At 34.1% G+C, this 6,999-nt stretch carries 5 protein-coding genes; 1 reads left to right on the plus strand and 4 read right to left on the minus strand.

Going from position 1 to position 6,999, the window contains the following annotated elements:
* Positions 1 to 5 precede the first annotated feature (5 nt).
* Both AC2CGR_RS25630 and colA read right to left on the minus strand, forming a co-directional pair.
* The gene (locus tag AC2CGR_RS25630; protein ID WP_000242441.1) at positions 6 to 554 is read right to left on the minus strand and encodes an NfeD family protein; all 549 of its coding nucleotides are present in this window, start codon (positions 552 to 554) and stop codon (positions 6 to 8) included.
* Between the two features lie 246 nt (positions 555 to 800).
* Positions 801 to 3,698: a collagenase ColA gene (gene colA, locus AC2CGR_RS25635; protein WP_087967144.1), complete on the minus strand. Its 2,898-nt coding sequence runs from the start codon at positions 3,696 to 3,698 to the stop codon at positions 801 to 803.
* Positions 3,699 to 3,944: 246 nt separating this feature from the next.
* Between colA and opuD the strand changes: the two genes are divergently transcribed.
* Positions 3,945 to 5,495: a glycine betaine transporter OpuD gene (opuD, locus tag AC2CGR_RS25640; protein ID WP_071725408.1), complete on the plus strand. Its 1,551-nt coding sequence runs from the start codon at positions 3,945 to 3,947 to the stop codon at positions 5,493 to 5,495.
* An 85-nt stretch (positions 5,496 to 5,580) separates the two neighbouring features.
* Here opuD and AC2CGR_RS25645 read toward each other — a convergent pair whose 3' ends face one another.
* Positions 5,581 to 6,447 carry a GNAT family N-acetyltransferase gene (locus tag AC2CGR_RS25645; protein WP_071725398.1) on the minus strand — a complete coding sequence of 289 codons (867 nt, stop codon included), beginning with the start codon at positions 6,445 to 6,447 and terminating at the stop codon, positions 5,581 to 5,583.
* 157 nt (positions 6,448 to 6,604) lie between these two features.
* On the minus strand, positions 6,605 to 6,999 hold a 395-nt coding region (locus tag AC2CGR_RS25650; protein WP_484481329.1), incomplete at its 5' end, for an LPXTG cell wall anchor domain-containing protein.

Raw genomic sequence — 6,999 nt, forward strand, 5'->3', positions numbered from 1 at the left:
CCCCCTTATAATTTTGGTTTTTTTAAAGAATAAGCGATGTTTTGTACAAGCAAAACACCATCTTGGACTCCCTCGATAATAACTTCAGTTCCTTGTGAAATATCTTTTTTCCCAATTGTTTTAGCTGGAATTGCATTACTTCCAAATTGGGAGGAGATTAATACTTCACCAAATCCTTCTGTAGGAATTGTCGTAATGACTTCTCCCTTGCAACCAATGAATTCATCCATACGTTGCACAGTATTTTGTTCAGCCTCTGCAATCGGCTTTAAAATTAATATTTTCATTATGAATACACCAATAAAGGATATAGCAAATGCAGCCACGAAAATAAGAATACTATTAAAGGAAAATAAATATTCTCCTATATAACTAAGTCCACATAACATGGCGAAAAAACTAAGTAATAAAGTAACAACGGATACCGATCCGCCTCCAAAACTAAATATGGATTCAAATATATCCCCAAAAAAGATATAAATCACAGTGAGTATAGTAGCAATAATAAATCCATATAAATAAATTGTCTCAAGTGGATAACCAAACAAAACCATTTCTTATCCCCCTCTCTTAAACAATCCCTTTTGTGTTATGTGTATGCCCCACCTCTTCCAAAGATTATTGTTCTTAATTTTCAGTTATTTAACCTTTAAAGAAAAGCCTGCAGTACAGGCCTCTAAAAAAGAACAGGAGAAACCCATTGTGACAGGCTCCTCCTAGAAAATAACCGATATATTATATATCTATATAGTATACTATTTTCCACAAAAAGTAAAGTTAAACATACATTGGAAAAGCACTTATTTTACTGATAATTCGTATGTTCCATCACCATTATCATATTTATATACATACAAGTAATACTTACCTGGTTTTGCATTAAAGTTTGCCTCTATATGATTTCCATTTGCTTGACCGTAAGCAGCATAATTTTGCATATCTGATTCATGGTGAAGTACCCATGTCATCCCGATTCCATACTCATTTAAAACGGAAATATCGATATCTTTCGCTGATGCTACATTAAATGTATAAACATCAGTGTGATCTCCGCCGATAAGACTACCTTTTATCGTATTGTTTAGCCCAATACGATTCGCTTCCTCTGGACGATTATTTGGTTCCAATTCTGTTAAACTTCCATCTTTAACCGTAACCGTCGTTTCACTTCTGCTCTCTCTCCCTTTATCATCTTTTACTATTAACGCTACTTTATATGAACCTTTTCTTTCATATACATGCACTGGATTTACTTCTGCACTTGTGCTTCCATCTCCAAAGTCCCATAAATAAGAAACGATTTTTCCATCTTCATCTTTTGAGCCATCACTTTTAAATTGAATACCTTCTTTTACAAGTCCATTATAAGGGCCGTTTATATTAATCGTTGGAGCTTTATTTTCTCCGTCATCTTTTGCGATACCGTGGAAGACTACATCATATTCAAATTGATTTGAGCTATTTACACGGTAATTGACGAAGTATGCTGTAACAGTTTTGTAGCCACTCCAATCTTTTTGCGCCAGTTGTTCTAAAGCTTCATTTACTTTCTTACTCATTGCGTTCCAATCTTCTGACTCACCTTTTGTTACACTACCTGTATACGTACCTTCTAATGTAAATGTATTAAAGAATTGGGAGCTATGTTTTGTCATTTTTGCATCTTTCATCGGCAATGTATCACTAATTTCTTTCTCTACTGCTGTTAACGATTTTGGTGCATGTTCAGCTAAATAATCATCTGCTACTGCCGGTACATTATATTTATCTTGATTATCGATTAGCTGCTGCATATACTCTTGATACTCTTTATTTAACTTAGGATCTTTACTTAGATTTTCACGATATGCATCATAATTTTTTACGTCATTCGCACGAATCAAATCTTGAATTTTATCAAATGTTTCAAACTGATGCGTATATAAGTAAGACTGCAATGCGAACGAGTAATTATAGAAATCCCAAGAACCGTATTTAGCAAATAATGTACGCTCTGCTGTATAACGGCTTGCAGGATCAGATGATAATCCACTAATGATGCTCTTTCTCGGTACTACATTATTTGTTCGAGTAGACCCTGCGAAAAACTCTGCATTTCCTTCTTGGAACCAAGTTAACCTTTCATTTTGATACATATCTCCTCTTCCGAATAAACCTGGCACTTCATATCTCCCTTGAAGATAATGGGTAAACTCATGGCGGAATAATTCTTCTAAACTATAAATACTTTGTTCTGGCGTGCGTTCATATGTAAAGAATGTTCCTGTTTCTTCAATATAAATTCCACCGTTGTTCGTTTCATATCCATACAGTTGTCTATTTAATTGGTACTCTTCTGGACTGTTATAAATTACGATCGTTAATATATCATCTGCATTGCCCGGCTCTAACGCTTTATCATTCCCAATTACACGATGATACTGCGCTTTTACTTCCTTTGCAGCCCAGTATAGTCTCTTAATTTTTTCTTCCGATACTTTATCTCCTGTTTTAAATACGATAGATCCATCATCAAATGTATACGTTTTTGGTAAGTACTGCTCTTTTCCTTCTTTACGTATTTTCTCTAAATCTACTGTATTCCCGCTATAATCTTTTCCGTTATAATTTGTTGTAATTTGTTCTACTGCGACAAAATACGGTTCACTTAAACGTGGATACATATGCATTGCCTGTGTCACAACTTCTAATCCTTTATTTGGATTGCTATGAAACTTCCCTAAACGACTAGCAAAGTAAATTCCATTATTAACGAGCCACTTATTTTCTGGTGTTACTTCATTTAGAAGAGCAATACGATTTATTTCATTAATAAACCCATCTACTTTTCCATACCACATCGTTTCATTCGCTTCTTTACGAGCCTCAATTAAGTAAGACTGTATATCATAGTCAATCCCTTGCATAATATCGTATACAGCTTGTCCTTTCATACGATCGTCTACATACGTATGAAGATTATCATTATATTGTTTTAAAATATTAGCTGCGTATTGAACCGTTTCAACATCACTTGAAGCGTTACTAATCAATTTTCCGTATGCAGATACGACTGTATCTTGTTCATCTGTACCAAGCTTAAAGTTTGGATTTTTTGCGATTGCTTTTAAAGCAGGTAAACATTTGTCCTGAAAGCTTCTTTCATTTAATTCACTTAATTCGTTATTATAAAATGCCAGATAAAAAGCTGAACGTAACACTTCCGTAAATGTTTGAATTCCTTTTGAATCATCTCTCGTAAACGTACTACCTCGATGAGCTAATTCATCTATAATGACTTGCATTTTCCCCTTATCTTTATAAAAAGCTTTTGCATCTTCATTAAACTGGAATAAATCTGTAATTTGGTGCCACTTAATACTGCCTAACGTTTCAACTAATTCTTGATCATTCATTTTGTTTAAATCAGCCATTGAATAACTTTCTTTAACTTGCTTTACTGCTGCTTTGTTCGGAATAGATGCTGGTCGCTGTGAAAAGTCTCCTACTTTTAAACGTTCTTGAAACGATAATGTTTCCTCCGCTTTAGAAACGTGCCCAATCTCATCTACCGACTTTTCAATTCCAACCGGTTTCGTTTTCAACACGTTATACGGTACTTTTTCTTCCGCTGCTACATGAGTTTGAAGTGCACCTAACGATAAAGCCATTGTACTAATGCTAAGCATCACTTTATTGATCTTTGATTTCTTGTTCATATCCTTGCCCCCTATTTTAATATTCCATCCAAGAATTTAACATAAAATCTGGATACAACAATATAAAATGCAATATTTCATATTATTTCTTCCTATAATTTGTACATATCGTGAACGCATTGCTCTGTACCTCCCTAAAACAAATTGCATCCTTTCATATTATAAAAAGGGAATTTTTTGACAATTAAAAACTTAATTGTTATGATTATTATAATTGTTAACTTTATTAAACAAGGGTGGGATTCTATGATAAAAAAAGAAAACAGTGTATTTTATATCTCCTTCTTGCTAACAACATTATTCATTATATGGGGAATTACCCCAGCAAGTTGGATACAAGGCTACGATTTACAAAGTGTTACATCTTCTTTAAACTCATTTATCCTCAATAAATTTGGGTGGTTTTACTCTCTACTTATGACTACAATGATTATTTTGGCTGCTTATTTAGCATTTTCTAAGTACGGTTCTATTCGTCTTGGTAAAGATGGAGAAAAGCCAAAATATAATTATCCATCTTGGTTATCCATGTTGTTTGGGGCAGGAATGGGAATTGGACTCCTCTTTTATGGAATCGCTGAACCGATTTCACATTTTACAGATCCGTTAACAGGAAAAGCAGGTACAGAAGAAAGCGCTAAACTTGCTATGCAATATTCATTTTTTCACTGGGGACTCTTTCCGTGGTCACTATACGCAATGGTCGCTTTAACAATTGCATATTTCACATTCCGCAAACAAAAAGGTAGCACTATCGGGGCTACAGTTACTCCATTATTTAATCGATCGAAAAATTCTCGTATCGGAAAAACAGTTGATATTTTAGCTGTTTTAGCCACAGTATTTGGCATTGTACCATCTGTTGGGATTGGTGCTCAACAAATCGCCGGAGGATTAAGCTATTTATTCCCTTCTATTCATAACACTTTACTTACACAGCTCATACTTATCGCCATCTTCGCTGTTTTATATTTAACAAGTGCACAAACTGGCTTAGATCGTGGGATTAAATATTTGAGTAACTTAAATTTCTCTCTTGCAGGTATTTTACTCATTTCCTTTTTACTTTTAGGACCAACTGTATTTATTATGAAATATTTCACATCTACACTCGGTTCTTATATTGGAGCTTTACCTAGTATGGGATTAAATTTAGGAGCATTTAATGAAAAATCTTCTTCTTGGATTGAAAACTGGACTATTTTCTATTGGGGATGGTGGATCTCTTGGTCTCCATTCGTCGGTACATTCATCGCTCGTATTTCTAAAGGGCGCACAATAAAAGAATTTATTTTTGGAGTTGTATTAGTCCCAACTCTTATCTGTACATTTTGGTTTGCGGTATTTGGCGGTACCGCTATCCATATGGAAATGTTCCAATCGCTTGGAATAGCTGATGAAATTGCAAAAAACGGTACAGAGATTGGATTATTTGCTGTTATTTCACACCTACCATTCTCTACATTTTTAACAATTATCGGATTAATTTTAGTAGCGACATTTTTTGTTACTTCTGCCGACTCGGCAACATTTGTTGTTTCCATGCAAACGAGTAACGGAAGCTTATCACCGAAAAATAGTTTAAAACTTATATGGGGATTAACAATCGCGATAATCGCAGCTATTTTATTACAAGCTGGAGGATTAAATGCACTACAAATTGCAGCTATCATTGCAGCACTACCATTTTCTATCGTAGTCGTTCTTATGGTTACTTCGCTCTTTAAAGAGTTGCAAAAGGAAGATGTTAATTCACAAACAAAAGAAGTTCCCCAAAAAATAAAAAAGGTTATGTAACGATTGGCGCCTCAAATCACTCCTAAATCCTTGATGGATGAGGAAAAAAGTAGATTAATAAAACCCATTCATATGAATGGGTTTTTTACTCTTTTATATAGTGTTGTAAACATGCCTTCTCCTCAAAACCCACTTTCTTGTACAACTTCATCGCACGATCATTATTCGTATTCAAACATAGTTCTATCTCTCTCATCCCTTGGAAGGAGAAAATATACTGAATTGCAGCTTGCAATAAACACTCTCCGACACCTTTTCTTCTACTATTTTCAGCGGTTGCAATAAATTCGATATTTGCTTCTTGAAACTCCGGATTTACTTCAACATATACGTAGCCTTCTAACTTATCATTCTTCATACTTACAAATAATTTATTCGTATCACTTAAACGTTCGATAATTTCATTTCCCTCATAATATGTATTAGGAAAAACACGATTGTGTAAAGCGATAAATGGCTCGAATACTTGTGGTAAAGCTTCTTCTACATTACATATAGTATGTTGTTTCACGCCACTATTACTTAACCTGAAAATACTATGTAGCTCTTGTTCTTTTGCATGTAAATCCTTCATTAAGCGGGAACAATTATTATTTTCCACATGATAAAAACCATAAAATTTCTCAATATGAACAGGTACCTTTTCTATAAGTTCCTTCCACATATGTAACGCAACTTCTTCCCAATTCGCTGAAAGAATAAACGGTCCCCATATTTCTGCACATTTCTTTACTTCATCCACATCAAATCCTAATACACCTATTAAGTTATTATTCTCATAAGTAGCAACAAAAGATTGTTCCCACCCTATATCCGAAAAATCATGGATAATTGTCTGTAACAACTCCTCTTTCTCATCTCCACAATACCCAACATGATGAGTAGCATCTTTATTCATATTCGCAATAAATGATGCTACCTCTTCAATTTTCAAAATAGAACTGACATACATAACCTCTCCTCCTTCTCTAATACATTTACACCTTTTCCATTTATATCCTCCTTTAAAAAAACATTATCATAAGCCTATTTCAAAATGAAAATGCCATGATAATGTCTTCTCAAAAACTTACATAATTATTTTGCAATATAATAAGATAAAACGTTATTCACTTCTTAAATAATCTCTTTCTAAATACAAGCATACTAAGTGCTGAAAGAACTAATGCCACGCCTGAAAGTAACTTTGACGTATTCGCTTGTCCACCGGTTGCTCCTAATGATTTCTTACTTTCTTCCTGTTTATTAACAACTGGTTTATTTTCTTTCACAACTTGATTATTCACGTTTTGTTCTTGGACTACTGTGGATTGATTTACTGCGTCTTTTGAACCTTCAATTTCTTTTCCTGTTTCTTTTATCTCCGCTTTCGACCCTTCAACTCCTGTTGTTGGCTCGTCCACTTCTTCTTTTGCTTCTTCAACTTCTTTTGTTGATTCTTTTACTTCCTCTTTTACCTCTTCAACTTCTTTTGTTGATTCTTTTACTTCCTCTTTTACCTCTT

The sequence above is a fragment of the Bacillus sp. LSHTCR4 genome (genome assembly GCF_057197025.1).

What these genes read in the sequence shown, in the direction of transcription:
- AC2CGR_RS25630 (WP_000242441.1), bottom strand. Translation starts at nt 554, where the DNA reads ATGGTTTTGTTTGGTTATCCACTTGAGACAATTTATTTATATGGATTT.
- colA (WP_087967144.1), bottom strand. Translation starts at nt 3,698, where the DNA reads ATGAACAAGAAATCAAAGATCAATAAAGTGATGCTTAGCATTAGTACA.
- opuD (WP_071725408.1), top strand. Translation starts at nt 3,945, where the DNA reads ATGATAAAAAAAGAAAACAGTGTATTTTATATCTCCTTCTTGCTAACA.
- AC2CGR_RS25645 (WP_071725398.1), bottom strand. Translation starts at nt 6,447, where the DNA reads ATGTATGTCAGTTCTATTTTGAAAATTGAAGAGGTAGCATCATTTATT.